Consider the following 16,861-nt stretch of genomic DNA (forward strand, 5'->3'; position numbering starts at 1 on the left):
GGGGCCATGTACGAGACCCCTGAGATCAGCCCGGACCGCAAGAACGTCAACCGCGAGGTCCTCGCAGGCCTGCCGAAGGTCCTTCTTCACGACCATCTCACCGGCGAGCCTGCGCAGACCCCTGACACCCTGACGACCCAGGTGCGGGAGCAGCTCACCGAGCTCGCCGCCGACAACGTGGTCTATGTCGAACTCCGCATCTCCCCGGAGCTGCACACCGCAGGTGGGCTGACCCTCCAGGAGGTCGTCGACTGCGCCGTGGCCGGACTCGACGTCCCGCGTATCGACGCCCGTCTCATCCTCACCGCCCAGCGCGGCCGCCTCATCTCGGAGATCGCCGAACTGGCGGTGCGCAACCACGGACGCCAGGTCGTCGGCTTCGACGTCGCGGGACCGGAGGAACATTCCCTGGAGGAGCATGCGGATGCCTTCCGGCAGCTGCGCGAGGCCTACGTCCCCTTCACCCTGCACGCCGGACTGGACGGCGGCATCGACGCCATCGCCGAGGCCGTCCAGTTGGGTGCGGTCCGTCTGGGTCATCCGGTGGGTCTGATCGACGACTTCCACATCGACACCGAGGGTTTTGAGGGGGTGCTGCCTGGCCGGGTCTCCGGCTGGGTCCGCGACCGCCACATCGCGATCGATTTCTCCCCGACCCTCGAGGTGCACCTGGAGGCTGCGGAGGAGATCGGCGACCACCCCCTCACCCTGCTGCAGCAGCTCGGTTTCACGTGCACCGTCAGCACCGGCAACCGTCAGATCGCAGGTTCGCTGACCGAGCAGTTCGTCGTGCTCGCGGAGACCTTCGGCTACGGCCTGGAGGAGTTCTTCGACCTCACCGTCAACGCCGTACGTGCTGCCTTTATCAGTGAGGTGGAGCGCCAGGACCTGCTCGAGCGCATCATCCTGCCCTCCTACGAGGCCCAGGATGTCGTCGAGGGCCTGGACCAGGTGGAAACGGAGGAGGAGTAGGCCGCTAGAACTTGGAGAAGCGGTTGAGCAGCATCTCCTCGAGCTCACGCCACGCGGTGGAGTGGTCGGTGAAGGGGGTGGAGGGAACGTAGCCGGCGGTCCCTGTGGAGCCGAGCATGTAGGACAGGAAGTCCTGCATCCGCGGGTTGGCCAGGAGGTAGGAGTTGAGGGAGTCGTCGGCGGCCCAGTCCGCAGCGTCGGCGAACAGCTCGTAACCGCGGGACATCTGGTTGGTGTCGACGGCCTCCGGGCCCTTCTCGATGTCGGCGACCAGCCCCTGGTAGGAGTATTGGTTGTCCGGGTGGACGATGACGTCGAGTTCGCCGGCGTTGGCGTGGGTCATGACCTGCTCCCAGGTGGAGACCTTCGCCAGGTCGTGGGTGTCGTTCTCCACGAGCCAGCGGGACAGCTGCCGGGTGGTGGGGAAGGTGAAGATCTCACCGTAGCGGCCGAGGAAGATCGGTTTGCCGTCGAGGTAGGTACGCAGGGTGTAGACGGACTTGCCCTGGAGGGTGATCTTCACCGGGTCGATGCCGGCCAGGCCCCAGATGGAGGAATCGTAGGGGTCGGCCTGCTCCTCGGCCTCCTTCGCGGCGAGTTCCGCCCTGGCACGGGCCTCAGCGGCGGAGATACGGGCGGCGTCGATCTCCGCCTGGGCCCCGGTGGTGGCCGCCTCGTCGACGTCGATGACGCGCACCTGGGCGTCGAGGGACTCCACGACCTGCCTCCAGTTCGCCAGCACGGTACGACCCACAGCGGTCCACTCGCCCATGCCGTGGTCGCCCGCGTAGTGCTCGGCGCCGCGGTGGACGTTACCCAGCACGGAGTGGGAGGCGAAGAAGAGAACGGCGTCATCAGCGGCGGTGACCTCGGCCAGCGAGCGGGTGACGCGGAAGATGCGGCTGAGCTCTGAGACGTTCTCGTAGGAGGGGCGGCCGGCGAGCAGCGCCGGGGCACCGATGATGTCGTGGTTCTCCTTCTTCTCCGGCTCGATCTTGTCGGCGGGCAGGGCCTCGAAGGCGGACCACTTCGGGTGCGAACGTAGATCGTGCTTCTCACCGGAGTTCAGGAAGGCCAGCATCCGGGCCGGGGAGGTGAACAGAAACAGCCCCTTGTCGTCACCGAGGAAGGCCTGCCATTCGGCACCGTGCTCCTTCCAGCTGGGGGCCCAGAGGGTGAAGTAATCACCCTCGGTGAGAGACAGTTTCACGGGGACGATCGCAGGGGAGCTCATGGGCGGGGATTCTACCGGAGTCCTACCCGGTCGGCCGCCAGAAACCCTGGAAGGCCATCCCCATGTTGGTGGTCCGCAGCGGATTGGTCTGGACCGGGTCACCCGCCTCGACGATCTGGCCGTCACCGGCGTACATCGCCACGTGCCCGTCCCACACCACCAGATCACCGGGGATGAGTTCCTCCGCCGACACCTGCGTGCCCACGGTCTGCTGTTCCGCCAGGCGCGGCAGCTCGACCCCGGCCTGACGCCAGGCCCACTGTGTGAGCCCGCTGCAGTCGAAACCGCCGTTGCCGGTGCCGCCCCAGACATAGGGGGTCCCGACCTGGCTCAGCGCCGCGGCGACGGCCGCTTCCCCGGTGCTGCCGGAAGAAGAGGCGGGTTCGTGGGCAGGTTCCGGGGCCAGCGGTTCCGGCGGGACGGGGGAAGGCAGGGCGGCGGTGTGCGCGGTGCCTGCCACCCGGTCGAGGTCATCGGCCAGCGGATCCAGGACCTGTTCCAGATCCAGGACCCGGGCGGTGGCGGTGCGGGTGAAGATCGCCGCCAGGTTCTGCAGCTCCAGCAGGGCCCCGGCCTGGGCGCCCGGTACGGGGGATAGCAGCCGCGGAAGGACCTGGACCGCCTGCCCACCCAGTTCCCCGGCCAGGTGCAGCAGTTCGGTGCGGGTGGACTCCACATGACCGGCGGCTGTCTCATTGATGTCCGAGACCAGCCGGCGGTCGGCGCTGACCGCCCGGGCGGTCTCCACCAGGGTGGTGCCGCCCGGCGAGCCGGCGGCGATCATCTCACACAGCGGTAGTGCGGCCTGGAAATCCGGCAGCGCTGGAAGACGGAGGAGGGGCAGCGTCTCCGGCTGGAGGTCCGCAATGTGCTGCAGGGTGGCGACGATATCCCTCACCGCAGCCTCCCGAGATCGGCGGCCAGGGTCCGGTCAGCACCCTCGGTGGCATCGATGACACGGTGGGAACGTTCCGCCAGCACCCGTGCCCGGTCGTGGACACACCGGGTCTGGGTGTCCAGGTGGGCCACGGCATGGTGGAGGGAGGTGCTGAAACGGCCCTGCCCGGGGCGGGGCAGCGGAGTATCGGGGAGGTGGTCGGCGGCGTCGAGAAGCTCGGCGGTCAGCAGGCGGGCACGGTCAGGGTCCACGGAGAAGGTGTCCATGCCTTATTGGACTGCCGGAACAGGCGGAAGGTTCCCGGGGAGCGGCGTCTAGCATGGGGCGCATGGAGATCACCATCATCAATCACCCGCTGGCCGCGTCACGGCTGACGATCATGCGCGATGCACGCAGCGACAACACCGCCTTCCGCGCCGCCCTCGCGGACCTGGGCGCCATGCTCGTCTACGAGGCCTCCCGCGAGCTGCCCGTCGAGCACTTCGACTGCCAGACTCCCGTCGCCGTCGCGGAGGGCACGCGCCTGGCCGATCCGCCGATCATCGTGCCGGTCATCCGCGCCGGGCTGGGGATGATCGACCCGGCCCTGTCGATGATCCCGGACGCGCAGGTCGGCTTCATCGGGCTGGCCCGCAACGAGGTCACCCACGAGCCGGTGCCCTACCTGGAGGCCCTGCCTGATGACCTGGCCGGCCGGACCGTCTTCGTCGTCGACCCGATGCTGGCCACCGGAGGTTCGCTGCTGCACGCGGTCCGCCTGCTGGCGGCGCGCGGCGCCACGGACATCACGGCGATCTGCATGGTCTCCGCCCAGACCGGAGTGGATGCACTGGCGGAATCCGGGCTGCCCTGTCGTCTGGTCACCGCTGCGATCGATCCGGACCTCAACGAGGACGCCTACATCGTGCCTGGTCTCGGGGATGCCGGTGATCGCCTCTACGGCCCCAGGAACATCGACCTGTAGCACCTGGACCGTCCCCTGTCTGCCCACTGTAGTGGGCGGACTTCTCCCACTGCAGTGGGCAATTTGGGGGCATGACGCGGGAAGAAGAGTGGGATCCATGGCCCAGTTACGGTCTGCGGCTCGGCAGGAACCTCCGTCAGCTGCGCCTCATCCGGGGGCTGACACAGGAGCAGCTGGCCACCCTCTCCGACATCTCGCGGAATTCAATATCCAACATCGAGCGGAACCTCAACAACACGGGAAAAGCCCCTGACCCGCAGCTGACCACCATCTACCAGCTCGCCCGCGCCCTCGACGTGCCGCCGGCGGTGCTCCTGCCGGCCGGTGATGCCCCGGTGACCGACATCTGCTCGGCGGGGGATGTCGGCATCTCCATCCGCTGGCCGGCCGGCGGGCAGGACCTGCGGCGCTTCCGGCGTGCCTTCGCGCGGTACGGCGCCGGCCCCCGCTACGAGGACGGCCCGGAGCCGCCCCAGGCGGTCGGCGGGAGGACACCGATAGGGGAGTAGGCTGGGTGGCGTTGATCCTTGTCTCAAGGTCTTCCGGAAAGGACAGTTCGTGAAGGGAATCGCCGCACGCATCGATGAGTGGCTCATCGCTCACCGGGAAGAGGTGGTGGGATGGCGCCGTCATCTGCACTCTCACCCGGAACTGTCCCACATGGAGTACGAGACGACGAATTTCCTCGCGGAGACGCTTGAGGCCCACGGACTCACCCCCCGGCGTTTCCCCGGCACCGGCCTCATGGTGGACATCGGTCCGGATACCGGCGACCGGCTGGCCTTCCGCGGGGACATCGACGCACTGGCGCTGACTGAGCTGACCGACCTGCCCTATGCCTCGCAGGTGCCCGGCGTGGCGCATGCCTGCGGCCACGACATCCACACGACCATCGTCCTGGGACTGGCGTGTGCGCTGGCGGACAACGCCGACGGGCTGCAGCACGGCATCCGGGTGATCTTCCAGCCGGCCGAGGAGGTCATGGAAGGCGGAGCCTCGGATGTCATCGCCTGGGGTGGCCTCGACGGCGTCGGCTCCATCTTCGGCCTCCACGTCGAACCGAAACTGCGGGTGGGCCGGATCGGTGTGCGCACCGGAGCGATCACCTCGGCCTCCGACGTGCTGCAGATCAAGGTCCATGGACCCGGCGGGCACTCCGCGCGTCCGCACCTGACCAATGACGTGGTCTTCGCCCTCAGCTCGCTGGTCACCCAGCTGCCGGCCCTGCTCTCACGCCGGGTGGACCCGCGGACTGCGACGGTCCTGGTCTTCGGTTCGGTCAACGCCGGCTACGCCCCGAACGCGATCCCGGAGTCCGGCCAGCTGACAGGCACGATCCGTACGGGTGACATCGCCACGTGGCGGACCCTGCGGGAACTGATGGAGGAACTCATCGCGCAGGTGCTCGCCCCGACGGGCTGCACCCACGAGCTGACCTACCAGCGCGGGGTGCCGCCGGTGATCAACGATGACGTCGCCACGGCGATGCTTGCCGACGCCGCCCGCGCCATCGACCCCCAGGCCGTCGTGCAGGCCCCGCAGTCCAGTGGCGGTGAGGACTTCTCCATGTATCTCGAGCATGTGCCGGGTTCCATGGCCCGCCTGGGCTGCTGGTCGGGCAAGGGGCGGATGCAGGATCTGCACCAGGGTGACCTGAACGTGGATGAACGTTCCATCGGCGTGGGGATCCGTCTGTTCGGCTCCATCGTGGAGCAGTACAGCAGGAGTGCAGGAGGCGGCGGCTTCCTGTCCTAACGACTAGACTCAGGTGGCACGTGGATTGTCAATGACGCCTGGAGGACATCTTGAGTAACCGTATCGTCATCATCGGCGGAGGCCCCGCCGGCTATGAGGCCGCACTTGCCGGAGCCAAGTACGGGGCGGATGTGACGATCATTGAGGACCGGGGCATCGGCGGCTCCTCCGTCCTCCTCGACTGTGTGCCGTCGAAGTCCTTCATCGCCGGCAGCGCGATCAAGACGGACCTGCGCCGGGCAGATGACATGGGACTCAACAGCCTGCTGGGCCGCGCCCGCATCCACCTGCCGGCGCTGAACAAGCGGGTGCAGATGCTCGCCCAGGAACAGTCGGATGACATCCTGGTCCAGTTGGAGCGCGCCGGGGTACGTTTCGTGCACGGTCGCGCCCGCTTCGCGGAGTCCCAGCTGGAGCAGGTCTTCCACCGGGTCACCGCCACCCTGGAGGACGGCACGGAGGAGGTCTTCGAATCTGAGCTGGTGCTCATCGCCACCGGTGCCACCCCACGCATCCTGCCCGGCGCGCAGCCCGACGGTGAGCGCATTCTCACCTGGCAGCAGGTCTATGACCTGGAGGACACCCCGGAGCATCTCATCGTGGTCGGTTCCGGTGTCACCGGTGCGGAATTTGTCTCCGCCTTCGCGGAGCTGGGCGTGAAGGTGACCATGGTCGCCTCCCGCGACCGCATCCTGCCCCACGATGACGCCGATGCCGCGGACGTGCTCGAGCATGTCCTCTCGCAGCGCGGGGTCTCCCTGGAGAAGCACGCCCGCGTGGAGTCGGTGACCCGCACCGCGGACGGCGGGGTCTGTGTGAAGACGACCGACGGCCGCGAGATCTACGGTTCGCACGCCATCATGTCGATCGGCTCCATCCCCGCCACCGAGGGCCTGTCCCTGGAGAACGTCGGTGTGGAGACCACCCCCTCCGGGCACATCAAGGTCGACCGGGTCTCGCGCACCAACGTCTCCGGCATCTACGCCGCCGGTGACTGCACCGACCTGTTCCCGCTGGCCTCCGTCGCGGCGATGCAGGGGCGCATGGCCATGTACCACGCTCTCGGCGAGGGCGTGACCCCGATCCGGCTGAAGACGGTGGCCACCGCCGTGTTCACCCGCCCGGAGATCGCCGCCGTAGGTGTCACCCACGCCCAGGTGGAGAACAAGGAGGTCTCGGCCCGCGCCGTGGTCCTGCCGCTGCAGTCCAATCCGCGGGCGAAGATGCGCTCGCTCAAGCACGGCTTCGTCAAGCTCTTCTGCCGCAGCAACTCCGGCCTGGTCATCGGCGGTGTCGTCGTCGCCCCGACCGCCTCGGAGCTCATTCTTCCGATCGCCATCGCGGTGACCAACAACCTCACCGTCAAACAGCTCTCGGAGACCTTCGCGGTCTACCCCTCCCTGTCGGGTTCGATCACCGAGGCCGCCCGCCGCCTTGTGGCGCACGACGACCTGGAGTAGTCCGGCTCAGTAGGTGGTGTAGGAGAAGTCCAGGGTGGCGTCCAGGTCGACGACCACCCGGCGGCCCGCATGGGGGAAGGCCCGCTGGGGGCAGCGTTCCCGGGGACACGAGGTGCAGCCCGGCCCGATGGGGGTGGCCGAGGCGGGGGAGAGGTCCAGCCCCTGCGCGTAGACGAGGCGTTCGGCCTGGTCCAGGTCGCAGCCCAGGCCGACGGCGAACTCCTTCCGCGGCTGGCCGAAACCGTGGGCCTGGCCGCGGACGGTGCGTGCTATCCACAGGTAGTGGCGTCCGTCGGGCATGCCGGCGACCTGGCGGGTGACCCGCCCGGGTGTCTCGAAGGCCCGGTGGATGACCCACAGGGGGCAGGAGCCGCCGGCGCGGGAGAAGTGGAAGCCTGTGGCGGACTGGCGTTTGGAGATGTTGCCTGCCCGGTCCGTGCGCACGAAGAAGAAGGGCACCCCGCGGGTGCCGGGCCGGTTGAGGGTGGACAGGCGGTGGCAGGTCGTCTCGAAGCCGGTGCCGAAGTGGGCGGCGAGGCGGTCGATGTCGTAACGGAACTCCTCGGCGGTGGTGAGCATCGCCTGGTAGGGCATGACCACAGCCGCGGCGAAGTACTGGGCCAGGGCGAGTACCGCGATACCGCGGGCCTCCTCGGTGGGCAGTGGGGCGGCGAGTCCGGTGAGCAGGTCCGCGTGCCCGCTCAGGCCGTACTGCAGGGCGAGTTCGAAGCAGAGTTGTGCTTCGCTCAGGCCGGTGCGCAGGTGTAGTTCGCGGTTCTCGGGGTGGTAGATGCGGCGGGGGCCGGTGGTGATCTTGCGGAAGCGGACGACGACACCGAGGTCCCGGTCCAGGGCGGTGGACAGGCGGGTCAGCCGCAGCTGCGGATCACCGAGCCGGCCGGCCAGTTCCTCGCCGAGCACGTCGAGTTCGTGGATGTAGTTGTGGTGCTCGTAGAAGAAGTCGCGGACGAGGCGGTAGGGGGAGTCGTCGACAAGCAGCGGGGCGCGGTCGGCGAGCCCGAGGACCTCGGTGACGAACTCGGGGTAGCGGGCGGCGAGGTCGGCCAGCTGCTCGTCGGGGACGGTGGGGAAGGCCTCGCGGAGTTCACTGATGGTGCGGGCGTCGTGGTCGGGGGAGAAGAAGGCCGGGTCGATGTCGAAGTTGCGCGACAGGGCCATGAGCACGGTGACGGTCAGGGGCCGCTGGTCATTCTCCAGCTGGTTGAGGTAGCTGGTGGACAGGCTCAGCCGGCGGGCCATCTCCTGCTGGGTGAGGTTGCGGGTGCGCCGGAGGGTGCGGATGCGTGCCCCCGCGAAGTGCTTGCTCATGAGTGTGCGTTGCTCCCGAAGATGGGGTTGACCTGCTCTTTCCGCAAGTTTTGCAGAAAATAAGGGTTGATGCCGCTACTTTACACAGACTTTACTGTGATCATCAACACAAGATTCGCAGTACTGTGATGTCCAGCGCATCCAGCACCGAATCAAGGAGTAGATCCGACCGCCATGATCAACCACACCGTGCGTACCTACCGCTCCGCCGAGGACTTCCCCCACGAGGAACACCTGGCCCACAAGATCGCCCTTGTCGCGGCCGACCCTGTCGAGGTCCCGGCCGAGACGAAGGAGATGATCATCAACCGGATCATCGACAACGCCGCCGTCTCCGTCGCCTCCGCTTTACGACGCCCTGTCTCCTCCGCCCGTGTCATGGCCCAGGCCCGCCCCGTCACCGACGGCCGCGGCGCCTCCGTTCTCGGTCTGCCGGGCAGGTACGCCGCCGAGTGGGCCGCCCTGGCCAACGGCACCGCCGTCCGCGAACTCGACTTCCACGACACCTTCCTCGCCGCCGACTACTCCCACCCCGGCGACAACATCCCGCCGATTCTCGCCGCCGCGCAGCAGGCCGGCAAGGGCGGCCGCGACCTCATCCGCGGCCTGGCCACCGGTTACGAGATCCAGGTCAACCTGGTCCGCGGCATCTGCCTCCACGAACACAAGATCGACCACGTCGCCCACCTCGGCCCCTCGGCCGCCGCCGGCATCGGTACCCTGCTCGACCTGGACGTGGACATCATCTACCAGGCCATCGGCCAGGCGCTGCACACCACCACCGCCACCCGCCAGTCCCGCAAGGGAGAGATCTCCTCCTGGAAGGCCTTCGCCCCGGCCTTCGCCGGCAAGATGGCCATCGAGGCCGTCGACCGCGCCATGCGCTGCGAGGGTGCCCCCTCGCCGATCTGGGAGGGCGAGGACGGCGTCATCGCCTGGCTGCTCTCCGGCCCGGAGCACCGCTACACCGTGCCCCTGCCGGCCGCAGGCGAGGAAAAGCGCGCCATCCTGGACACCTACACCAAGGAGCACTCCGCGGAGTACCAGTCCCAGGCCCCCATCGACCTGGCCCGCCGCATGGGTGACAGCCTCGCCGCCGACGGGAAGGACCTCCGTGACATCGAGTCCATCGTCCTGCACACCTCCCACCACACCCATTACGTCATCGGCACCGGCTCGAACGACCCGCAGAAATTCGACCCCGACGCCTCCCGCGAGACCCTCGACCACTCCATCATGTACATCTTCGCCGTGGCGCTCGAGGACCGCTCCTGGCACCATGAGCGCTCCTACGCCCCGGAGCGCGCCAACCGTCCGGGGACCATCGAGCTGTGGCAGAAGATCTCCACGGTCGAGGATCCCGAGTGGACCCGCCGCTACCACTCCAGCGACCCGGACGAGAAGGCCTTCGGCGCCCGCGCCGTGATCACCTTCACCGACGGCACAGTCGTCGAGGACGAGCTGGCCGTCGCCGACGCCCACCCGCTCGGCGCCCGCCCCTTCGCCCGCGAACAGTACGTGGCCAAGTTCCGCACGCTGGCCGAGGGCATTGTCTCCGCGGCCGAACAGGACCGCTTCCTCACCGCCGCGGAGAACACCGAGAGCCTCACCGACCTGTCCGAGCTCAACATCGAACTCGACGAGGACACCCTCGCCCGCGCCCCGATGATCCCGGCAGGGCTGTTCTGATGGCCGGCCTGTTCTCCACCACGGCGACGCCGACGGAGCGTCGACAGGCATTCCGCGCGGGCCTGACCAGCGGAAAGATCCAGCGCATGCCGGGCGCCTTCTCCCCGCTGGTGGCGCGAGCCATCCAGGAGGCCGGCTTCGACGGCGTCTACGTCTCCGGCGCGGTCGTCGCCGCCGACCTGGCGCTGCCCGACATCGGCCTGACCACCCTCAGCGAGGTCGCGGGACGGTCGAGGCAGATCGCCCGGGTCACCGACCTGCCCGTGCTCGTCGACGCCGACACCGGCTTCGGCGAACCGATGTCCGCGGCGCGCACCATCTCCGAATTCGAGGACGCCGGTGTCGCCGGCTGCCACCTCGAGGACCAGGTCAACCCCAAGCGCTGCGGTCACCTCGACGGCAAGGAGGTCGTCCCCACCGAACTCATGCTGCGGCGCATCACCGCGGCGGTCAACGAACGCCGCGACGACCAGTTCGTCATCTGTGCGCGTACCGACGCCGCCGGGGTCGAGGGCATCGATTCGGCCATCGAACGTGCCAAGGCCTACGCCGACGCCGGAGCCGACCTCATCTTCACCGAGGCACTGCACACCCCAGCGGAGTTCGAGAAATTCCGCGCGGCCGTCGACGTGCCCCTGCTGGCCAACATGACGGAATTCGGCAAATCCGAACTCCTCTCCGCACAGCAGCTCGAGGACCTCGGCTTCAATGCCGTCATCTACCCGGTGACCACCCTGCGCATCGCGATGGGCCAGGTCGAGGAGGCACTCGGGGAGATAGCGGAGACCGGCACCCAGACCGGCTGGCTCGACCGCATGCAGCACCGCTCCCGCCTCTACGAACTGCTCCGCTACAACGAGTACAACGCCTTCGACCAGCAGGTGTTCACCTACTCCGCAGACACCTACCAGCCCACCTTCGTCCAGTAACCTCCCTCCTCCCGAAAGGCTGAGAACCATGACCACCGCCACCCAGACCCAGCAGCCCGAGGTTCGCAAGGGACTCTACGGAGTCATCGCCGACTACACCGCCGTCTCCAAGGTCATGCCGGAGACCAACTCCCTGACCTACCGCGGTTACGCCGTCCAGGACCTCGTCGAGCACTGCTCCTTCGAGGAGGTCTCCTACCTTCTGTGGAACGGCGAACTGCCGGACGAGGAGCAGCTCACCGAGTTCAACAGGCGGGGCCGCTCCTACCGCAGCCTCGATCCGGGCCTGATCTCGCTCATCCACTCCCTGCCCACCGACTGCCACCCCATGGATGTCATGCGCACCGCTGTGTCCTACATGGGCACCAAGGACCCGGAGCACTTCACCCCCGACTCCGACCACATCACCCACGTCGGACACAACCTGCTGGCCCAGCTGCCGATGGTTCTGGCGATGGACATCCGCCGCCGCGGGGGTAAGGACATCGTCGCCCCCGACCCGGACAAGTCCGTCGCCGAGAACCTGCTGGCCATGGTCTTCGGCAACGGCCCCGAGTCCCCGGCCAGTAACCCCGAGGATGTGCGGGACTTCGAGAAGTCGCTGATCCTCTACGCCGAGCACTCCTTCAACGCCTCGACCTTCACCGGCCGCGTGATCACCTCCACCCGCTCCGACGTCTATTCCGCCATCACCGGTGCCATCGGCGCGCTCAAAGGCCCGCTGCACGGTGGCGCCAACGAGTTCGTCATGCACACCATGCTGGAGATCGACGACCCGGCCAAGGCCGCAGACTGGGTGAACCACGCCCTGGACAACAAGAACCTCATCATGGGTTTCGGTCACCGCGTGTACAAGAAGGGCGACTCCCGCGTCCCCAGCATGGAGACCTCCTTCCGGGCACTGGCCGAGCGTCACGACGGTGCCAAGTGGGTCGCCATGTACGAGAACATGCGCGACGCCATGGACACCCGCACCGGCATCCAACCCAACCTAGATTTCCCGGCCGGCCCCGCCTACCACCTGCTCGGCTTCCCGGTGGATTTTTTCACTCCGCTGTTCGTCATCGCCCGTGTCGCCGGCTGGACCGCGCACATCGTGGAGCAGTTCGAGAACAACTCCCTGATCCGCCCGCTGTCCGCCTACAACGGCCCCGAGCAGCGCGAGGTTGTCCCGATGGGCCAGCGCTAGCGGCCCTGACCCCGTGGTGCGGCTAGAATGCTCAGTCGATGACCTCCGCAAAAATCGTGACCGAGATAGCCGCTCCATGGGTCACCAACATCCTCCTCTTCCTCATCCTCGGCATCAGCCTCGGTACCCCGGCCCCCGGTATTCTGGCGGCCGTCATGACGGGAATCCTGCCGATGGTGGCCGTCCTGTGGATGATCCGGCAGGGGAGGGTGGCCAGCCACCACGTCACGGTGCGGACGCAGCGGGGAGCCCTGTTCGCGATCATCCTCGGCCTGCTCGCCGTGTTGATTGTCGGACTCCTGCTGCTGGACACCCCGCGCGAGATCTGGCTGGCGGGGATGGCGGCAGTGCTGTTCATCCTCGCGTTCTCAGTGATCAACCATCTCGGCCTCAAGATCTCCATCCATGTCGGACTGTGGGTGCCTGTCTGGATCTACCTGGGGATCGTCCTCTCCCCCTGGTGGTCGCTCGCCCTCCTGGCCACCCCACTCATCGCCTGGTCCCGGTTGAAACTCACCCACCACTCCTGGGCGGAGGTGCTCGGTGGGGCCTGCACCGGCCTTGCCGTGGTGGCCGTGATGCTCCCTCTGCTCTAACCGCCGGAGCCGCCTTCCGGGGGTGGAGGTGCAGATATTTTTCTATGTGGACATGGTTCCTGTTCCGCTCGTCGGAATGTCCGCTGAGGGGCGGCCTGACCTGTTCTGCATTCCGGAAACGGGCATGGTTCATCGTGAAATTGCCCGTTTCCCTGAAAAGATAGGGGGGCTTGCCCGGAATCACCCCTGTCGCTGCGATAATGTGATTCAGACGAGATCGCACAGAATCTCCCGCATCAATCACACCTCCCGCATGCGCATCAGCATGTCGTTTGGAAAGGACCTCCACGTGGCCACAACCACATTGCCCGCATTCAAGAAGGTGCTTGTCGCCAACCGCGGCGAAATCGCCGTACGTGCCTTCCGCGCCGCCTACGAGACCGGGGCCGCCACGGTTGCGGTCTACCCCAAGGAGGACCGCAACTCCCACCACCGGTCGTTTGCCTCCGAGGCCGTGCGCATCGGCACCGAAGGCTCCCCGGTCAAGGCCTACCTGGATATCGACGAGATCATCCGGGCAGCGAAGAAAACCCACGCCGATGCCGTCTACCCCGGCTACGGTTTCCTCTCCGAGAACGCCCAGCTGGCACGCGAATGCGCAGAGAACGGCCTCACCTTCATCGGCCCACCGCCTGAGGTCCTCGATCTCACCGGCGACAAGTCGGCGGCCGTGGATGCCGCACGCAAGGCGGGCCTGCCGGTGCTGCAGGACTCCGAACCGACCACCGACATCGACAAGCTGGTGGAGATGGCCGAGGACTTCACCTTCCCCATCTTCGTCAAGGCGGTGGCCGGTGGCGGCGGGCGTGGCATGCGGTTCATCGAACACCCCGAGGATGTGGCCAGGTTGTCGGCGGAGGCTTCGCGTGAGGCGGCGGCCGCCTTCGGCGACGGCAATGTTTACCTCGAGCGTGCGGTGCTCAACCCGCAGCACATCGAGGTCCAGATCCTGGCGGATCACACCGGTGAGGTCATCCACCTCTATGAGCGGGACTGCTCCCTGCAGCGTCGTCACCAGAAGGTCGTGGAGATCGCCCCGGCCCAGCACCTCGACCCGGATCTACGCGATCAGATCTGTGCGGATGCGGTGCGGTTCTGCCGGGAGATCGGCTACCAGTGCGCGGGCACGGTGGAGTTCCTCGTCGATGAGCAGGGCAACCATGTCTTCATCGAGATGAACCCGCGGATCCAGGTCGAGCACACCATCACCGAGGAAGTCACCTCCGTTGACCTGGTCAAGGCACAGATGCACCTGGCTGCCGGCGCCACCCTCGCGGAGCTGGGCCTGACCCAGGACTCCATCAAGCTGCACGGGGCGGCCCTGCAGTGCCGGATCACCACCGAGGATCCCTCGAACAACTTCCGCCCCGACACCGGCACGATCACCGCCTACCGCTCCCCGGGTGGAGCAGGCGTGCGTCTCGACGGCGCTGCCTCCCTCGGCGGTGAGATCTCCCCGAACTTCGACTCCATGCTGGTCAAGATGAGCTGCCGCGGCGCTGACTTCGCCACCGCCGTTGCCCGTGCGCAGCGCGCCCTGGCGGAATTCACCGTCTCCGGTGTGGCCACCAACATCGGTTTCCTGCGTGCGCTGCTGCGTGAGGAGGACTTCCAGACCAAACGGATCTCCACCAACTTCATCGGCGAGCACATCCACCTGCTTTCGGCTCCTCCTGCGGATGATGAGGCCGGCAGAATCCTGAATTACCTGGCGGATGTGACGGTCAACCGACCGCACGGCAAGCGCCCCACGGAGATCCGTCCCGTGACCAAGCTGCCCCCGCAGGACGATTCCCCGATGCCCCGTGGCTCACGCGATCTGCTGCGGGATCTCGGTCCGAAGAAGTTCGCAGAACAGCTGCGCGAACAGGATGCCCTGGCTGTCACCGACACCACCTTCCGGGATGCCCACCAGTCCCTGCTGGCCACCCGGATCCGGTCCTCGGCCCTGGTGGCCGCGGCGAAGCACGTCGGACGGTTGACCCCGAACCTGCTGTCGGTGGAGGCCTGGGGCGGGGCCACCTATGACGTGGCCATGCGTTTCCTCCACGAGGACCCGTGGGAGCGTCTCGACGCACTGCGCTCCGCCATGCCGAACGTGAACATCCAGATGCTGCTGCGCGGTCGCAACACCGTCGGCTACACCCCGTACCCGGATTCGGTGGCGCGTGCCTTCGTCGCTGAGGCCGCCGATTCGGGCATCGACATCTTCCGCATCTTCGACGCCCTCAACGATGTGTCCCAGATGCGCCCGGCGATCGACGCCGTCCTGGAGACGGGTACCACCGTCGCTGAGGTTGCCATGGCCTATTCCGGCAACCTGCTGGACCCGAACGAGAAGATCTACACCCTCGACTACTACATGCGTCTGGCCGAGGAGATCGTGGGGTCCGGGGCGCATATCCTGGCCATCAAGGACATGGCCGGACTGCTGCGCCCCCAGGCCGCCAGCCGCCTGGTCAAGGCGCTGCGCAGAGAATTCGATCTGCCGGTCCATGTGCACACCCATGACACCGCCGGTGGTCAGCTGGCCACCTACCTCGCTGCCGCGCAGGCCGGTGCCGATGCCGTCGACGGGGCCTCGGCCCCGCTGGCCGGCACCACCTCCCAGCCGTCGCTGTCCGCGATCGTCGCGGCTTTCGCGGACACGCACCGGGACACCGGCCTCTCCCTGGATGCGGTCTCCGACATGGAGCCCTACTGGGAGGCCGTGCGCCAGCTCTATGCCCCTTTCGAGGCGGGTGTGCCCGGTCCGACGGGGCGGGTGTACAAGCACGAGATCCCGGGTGGTCAGTTGTCTAACCTGCGTACCCAGGCCAAGGCCCTGGGCCTGGAGGATCGTTTCGAACTCATCGAGGATGCCTACGCCGCCGTCAATGACCTGTTGGGACGTCCGACCAAGGTGACCCCGTCGTCGAAGGTCGTCGGCGATCTGGCGTTGCACCTGGTGGGTGCGGGGGTGGATCCGAAGGATTTTGCCGAGGATCCGCAGAAGTATGACATTCCGGATTCAGTGATTGGTTTCCTGCGGGGGGATCTGGGTACTCCGCCCGGTGGCTGGCCGCTGCTGCGCGAGAAGGCTCTCGCCGGCCGGGCCAATGGCCCGGCCGCACTCGCGGAGGTTCCTGCAGAGGATGAGAAGAACCTCACCAGCCCGGACCGGCAGACCCGACGTTCCACCCTGGACAAGCTGTTGTTCCCGAAGCAGGCTGCGGAGTTCGCCGAGCACCGCCGTCAGTACGGAAATACGGCTGTCCTGGAGGACCGCATCTTCCTCTACGGCCTCAAGGAGGGCCAGGAGAATGTCATCAAGCTCGACACGGAGGCCGAGCAGCCCCCGATGGTGGTGCGTCTCGACGCCGTGGGTGAGCCCGACGAGAAGGGCATGCGCCAGGTCGTCGCCAACGTCAACGGGCAGATCCGCCCGATGAAGGTCCGCGACCGCTCTGTCGAATCCGTCACCGCCTCCGCGGAGAAGGCCGACGCGAACAACAAGGGTCATGTCGCGGCCCCGTTCGCGGGTGTGGTAATGGTCACCGCGAAACCGGGTGACGAGGTCAAGGCCGGCGACCCGGTCGCCGTCATCGAGGCCATGAAGATGGAGGCCACCATCACGGCCACCATCGACGGCACCATCGAGCGCGTGGCACTGGCCCAGGCCACCAAGGTGGAGGGCGGCGACCTCATCGTCGTCATCTCCTGACCGCTGAAACAATGAGAGCCAGGGTGTCCCAGCTGGGGCACCCTGGTTCTCTGTCTTGAGGTAGGTCTCGCCCGCTAGATCTGGAGATGTATCCCCCAGGTGACAGGCCAACCAGAGGAATGCCCCACCCGCGAGATACCTCT

The 16,861-nt window shown here is 67.2% G+C and carries 14 protein-coding genes; 10 read left to right on the top strand and 4 right to left on the bottom strand.

Annotation, left to right across the window (positions count from 1 at the left end; translation table 11 throughout):
* Positions 1-6: 6 nt before the first annotated feature.
* Positions 7-972, top strand: a complete 966-nt coding sequence (locus NYP18_RS02875) for an adenosine deaminase family protein (RefSeq protein WP_259426640.1) — start codon at positions 7-9, stop codon at positions 970-972.
* Between the two features lie 4 nt (positions 973-976).
* On the opposite strand, the gene NYP18_RS02880 is transcribed toward NYP18_RS02875, so the two are convergent.
* From NYP18_RS02880 to NYP18_RS02890, 3 genes are read right to left on the bottom strand one after another with little or no spacing between them, the layout of a single operon-like run.
* Positions 977-2,206 (bottom strand): SatS C-terminal domain-containing protein, encoded by a 1,230-nt coding sequence (locus tag NYP18_RS02880; protein ID WP_259426642.1) that lies wholly within the window; start codon positions 2,204-2,206, stop codon positions 977-979.
* 22 nt (positions 2,207-2,228) lie between these two features.
* Positions 2,229-3,104, bottom strand: coding sequence for a C40 family peptidase (locus NYP18_RS02885; protein WP_259426647.1), 876 nt, complete (start codon positions 3,102-3,104; stop codon positions 2,229-2,231).
* Positions 3,101-3,370 carry a hypothetical protein gene (locus tag NYP18_RS02890; protein WP_259426648.1) on the bottom strand — a complete coding sequence of 90 codons (270 nt, stop codon included), beginning with the start codon at positions 3,368-3,370 and terminating at the stop codon, positions 3,101-3,103. The genes NYP18_RS02885 and NYP18_RS02890 overlap by 4 nt, the downstream gene beginning before the upstream one ends.
* A gap of 62 nt (positions 3,371-3,432) precedes the next feature.
* On the opposite strand from NYP18_RS02890, the gene upp reads away from it, so the two are divergent.
* From upp to NYP18_RS02910, 4 genes are all read left to right on the top strand, one after another.
* Positions 3,433-4,068, top strand: coding sequence for a uracil phosphoribosyltransferase (gene upp / locus NYP18_RS02895; protein ID WP_259426650.1), 636 nt, complete (start codon positions 3,433-3,435; stop codon positions 4,066-4,068).
* 71 nt (positions 4,069-4,139) lie between these two features.
* Positions 4,140-4,577, top strand: coding sequence for a helix-turn-helix domain-containing protein (locus tag NYP18_RS02900; protein ID WP_259426652.1), 438 nt, complete (start codon positions 4,140-4,142; stop codon positions 4,575-4,577).
* Positions 4,578-4,635: 58 nt separating this feature from the next.
* Positions 4,636-5,823 carry a M20 family metallopeptidase gene (locus tag NYP18_RS02905; protein WP_439648044.1) on the top strand — a complete coding sequence of 396 codons (1,188 nt, stop codon included), beginning with the start codon at positions 4,636-4,638 and terminating at the stop codon, positions 5,821-5,823.
* A 50-nt stretch (positions 5,824-5,873) separates the two neighbouring features.
* Positions 5,874-7,283: an NAD(P)H-quinone dehydrogenase gene (locus NYP18_RS02910; RefSeq protein ID WP_259426658.1), complete on the top strand. Its 1,410-nt coding sequence runs from the start codon at positions 5,874-5,876 to the stop codon at positions 7,281-7,283.
* A gap of 6 nt (positions 7,284-7,289) precedes the next feature.
* Here the strand turns inward: NYP18_RS02910 and NYP18_RS02915 are convergent, their stop codons facing one another.
* A complete protein-coding gene (locus NYP18_RS02915) occupies positions 7,290-8,612 on the bottom strand; it encodes a short-chain fatty acyl-CoA regulator family protein (RefSeq protein ID WP_259426659.1) in 1,323 nt (440 codons plus the stop codon).
* A 174-nt stretch (positions 8,613-8,786) separates the two neighbouring features.
* On the opposite strand from NYP18_RS02915, the gene prpD reads away from it, so the two are divergent.
* From prpD to NYP18_RS02940, 5 genes are all read left to right on the top strand, one after another.
* Positions 8,787-10,301 carry a 2-methylcitrate dehydratase PrpD gene (gene prpD, locus NYP18_RS02920; protein ID WP_259426660.1) on the top strand — a complete coding sequence of 505 codons (1,515 nt, stop codon included), beginning with the start codon at positions 8,787-8,789 and terminating at the stop codon, positions 10,299-10,301.
* Positions 10,301-11,230 (top strand): methylisocitrate lyase, encoded by a 930-nt coding sequence (prpB, locus tag NYP18_RS02925; RefSeq protein WP_259426661.1) that lies wholly within the window; start codon positions 10,301-10,303, stop codon positions 11,228-11,230. Before prpD ends, prpB begins: the two co-directional genes overlap by 1 nt.
* 28 nt (positions 11,231-11,258) lie before the next feature.
* On the top strand, positions 11,259-12,419 hold the full coding sequence (locus NYP18_RS02930; protein WP_259426662.1) for a bifunctional 2-methylcitrate synthase/citrate synthase: 1,161 nt from the start codon (positions 11,259-11,261) through the stop codon (positions 12,417-12,419).
* A gap of 38 nt (positions 12,420-12,457) precedes the next feature.
* Entirely contained in the window at positions 12,458-13,015 is a 558-nt protein-coding gene (locus NYP18_RS02935; RefSeq protein WP_259426663.1) for a phosphoesterase, read from the top strand.
* Positions 13,016-13,304: 289 nt separating this feature from the next.
* Complete coding sequence (locus tag NYP18_RS02940; protein ID WP_259426664.1) at positions 13,305-16,718, top strand: pyruvate carboxylase; 3,414 nt, start codon at positions 13,305-13,307, stop codon at positions 16,716-16,718.
* Positions 16,719-16,861: the final 143 nt, after the last annotated feature.

This window comes from Corynebacterium lemuris (assembly GCF_024919295.1).
Taxonomy (GTDB): domain Bacteria; phylum Actinomycetota; class Actinomycetes; order Mycobacteriales; family Mycobacteriaceae; genus Corynebacterium; species Corynebacterium lemuris.

Excerpts from the sequence above, each read along its gene's own strand:
- NYP18_RS02875 (WP_259426640.1), top strand. The coding sequence starts at position 7 with ATGTACGAGACCCCTGAGATCAGCCCGGACCGCAAGAACGTCAACCGC.
- NYP18_RS02880 (WP_259426642.1), bottom strand. The coding sequence starts at position 2,206 with ATGAGCTCCCCTGCGATCGTCCCCGTGAAACTGTCTCTCACCGAGGGT.
- NYP18_RS02890 (WP_259426648.1), bottom strand. The coding sequence starts at position 3,370 with ATGGACACCTTCTCCGTGGACCCTGACCGTGCCCGCCTGCTGACCGCC.
- upp (WP_259426650.1), top strand. The coding sequence starts at position 3,433 with ATGGAGATCACCATCATCAATCACCCGCTGGCCGCGTCACGGCTGACG.
- NYP18_RS02900 (WP_259426652.1), top strand. The coding sequence starts at position 4,140 with ATGACGCGGGAAGAAGAGTGGGATCCATGGCCCAGTTACGGTCTGCGG.
- NYP18_RS02915 (WP_259426659.1), bottom strand. The coding sequence starts at position 8,612 with ATGAGCAAGCACTTCGCGGGGGCACGCATCCGCACCCTCCGGCGCACC.
- prpD (WP_259426660.1), top strand. The coding sequence starts at position 8,787 with ATGATCAACCACACCGTGCGTACCTACCGCTCCGCCGAGGACTTCCCC.
- prpB (WP_259426661.1), top strand. The coding sequence starts at position 10,301 with ATGGCCGGCCTGTTCTCCACCACGGCGACGCCGACGGAGCGTCGACAG.
- NYP18_RS02930 (WP_259426662.1), top strand. The coding sequence starts at position 11,259 with ATGACCACCGCCACCCAGACCCAGCAGCCCGAGGTTCGCAAGGGACTC.
- NYP18_RS02935 (WP_259426663.1), top strand. The coding sequence starts at position 12,458 with ATGACCTCCGCAAAAATCGTGACCGAGATAGCCGCTCCATGGGTCACC.